The 239-nt window shown below is 74.9% G+C and carries 1 pseudogene; it reads right to left on the reverse strand.

The features are described from left to right. Nucleotides 1-239: pseudogene (locus tag DMH12_RS38875) on the reverse strand (RNA polymerase subunit sigma-24); the annotation flags it as partial.

Genomic DNA, 239 nt, shown 5'->3' on the forward strand with positions numbered 1-239 from the left:
ACGGCGGGGATGCCGCTCGCCACCTCCTCGATCTGGGTGGCGGCCAGCCGGCACCGCGCGCACTCCTCCAGGTGCTTGCGCAGCCCGCGTTCGGCCCGGACGCGCAGCCTGCCGCGCGCGTACGTGCCGAGCTGGTCCGCGTAACGGGCGCACTCCTCGTCGCCGGTGAGGGTGTCGCTGACGTGGGCCTGGAGGTAGGCCTGCTTCAGACCCTCGCGGGCGCGGCTGGCGAGTACCCG

It is taken from the genome of Streptomyces sp. WAC 04229 (assembly GCF_003947455.1).
In the GTDB taxonomy this organism is placed as follows: domain Bacteria; phylum Actinomycetota; class Actinomycetes; order Streptomycetales; family Streptomycetaceae; genus Streptomyces.